Annotated in this window: 1 protein-coding gene; it reads right to left on the reverse strand. The window is 69.3% G+C overall.

Annotated elements, in window-relative coordinates:
* The coding region (locus H7U20_RS05175) for a hemagglutinin repeat-containing protein (RefSeq protein ID WP_199518544.1) at window positions 1-1,257 on the reverse strand (1,257 nt) is incomplete at its 3' end.
* Between the last annotated feature and the right edge of the window lie 26 nt (window positions 1,258-1,283).

Below are 1,283 nucleotides of genomic sequence, written 5' to 3' on the forward strand. Positions count from 1 at the left end.
GCTGCCGCTTTGCTCGGCGCTGGAGATCAACAGGTCGCGCCCGGCGTCGAGCACCAGCGCGCCGGTCGCCGTCAGCTGGCTGGCGGTGACGGCGAGGTCGCGGCCCGAGCGCACCGTCACGCCGGCGCCCGTCACGCCGCTGCCCACCACATGGCTGCTGGCGCTGTAGTCGGCGCTGTCGCTGCTGCCTTTTTTGAACGTGCTCTTCCACTCTCGGTGGCTGGCCGTGTCCGACAGGTGCTCCTCCCGCAGTTGCTTGATGGCGACGTCGCCCGTCGCCGTCAATTCGACCTTGCCGCCGCCGGCCACGCCGCTGGCGAGCAGGTTCAAGGCGCCGGTCTCCTTGCTGCCGGCCTTCAGCGTCAGGTCGCCGCCGGCTGCGACGGCGGCGCCGACCACCGTTTCGTCGCGGTGCACCACCTTGTCGTACATCTTGCTGCGCGGATCGTTGCTGACGTCGACGTTGACCTCGTTCTTGACGGCCGTCACGCTCAGCGCGCGGCCGGCCTCAAGTATGCCTTTGCCGCCGGCCACCACTTGCGCGCCGCTCAGCGCCAGGTCGCGGCCGGCCGTCATGGCCAGGTCGCCGCCGCTGGAAAGCCGGCTCAGCTGGTGGGTCACGCTGTTGTCCTGCTCGGTGAAGCCTTGCGTCTGCGAATGGTAGGTGCTACCGGTCCGCACGGTGTTGAAAACGATGTCGCGGCCGGCCGTGACGGTGGCGCTGGCGCCGCCGATGACGCCGCCGGTGTCGACGATGTCGCGCTTGGCGTCGAGCGTCAGCGCGCCCGTGGCGACGATGCCGGCCTGGTTCGACAGCGAGGTGTAACCGCCGCCGTTGACGGCGCCCGGCCGGACGCCGCTGTACTCCTGTTTGATGCTCAAGGTCTGGTTGACGATGTCGCCGCCGGCCTTCAAGTCCAGCGCGCCGCCACGGATGGCGCCGCCCTGGTTGAGCAGGTCGCCCGCCGAGCTGAGCAGCGTGCGGCCGTTGGCGCCGTCGATCAGGCCGCCACGGTTGAGGATGGCGCCCTCGCTGGTGCTGATGCCGACGCCGTCGCCGGTGACCAGCGCGCCGCCGGGCTTGACCGCGCCGGCGCCGGCGTGGGCCAGGTAGACCTTGGGCACCAGCACCGTTTCCGTGCTGCCGTCGGGCAGCACGACGTTCTGGTTTTCGAGCCAGACGATGTCGCTGGCCCCCTGTGTCAGGATAGTTGTCGCGTCATCTGATTTCTCGTAATCGTACAGGGGGCGGAGCAAAGACGGGCAGTGAAACACTATTCAGC

Origin of the sequence: Rugamonas violacea (genome assembly GCF_016461825.1) — a bacterium.
Taxonomy (GTDB): Bacteria; Pseudomonadota; Gammaproteobacteria; order Burkholderiales; family Burkholderiaceae_D; genus Rugamonas.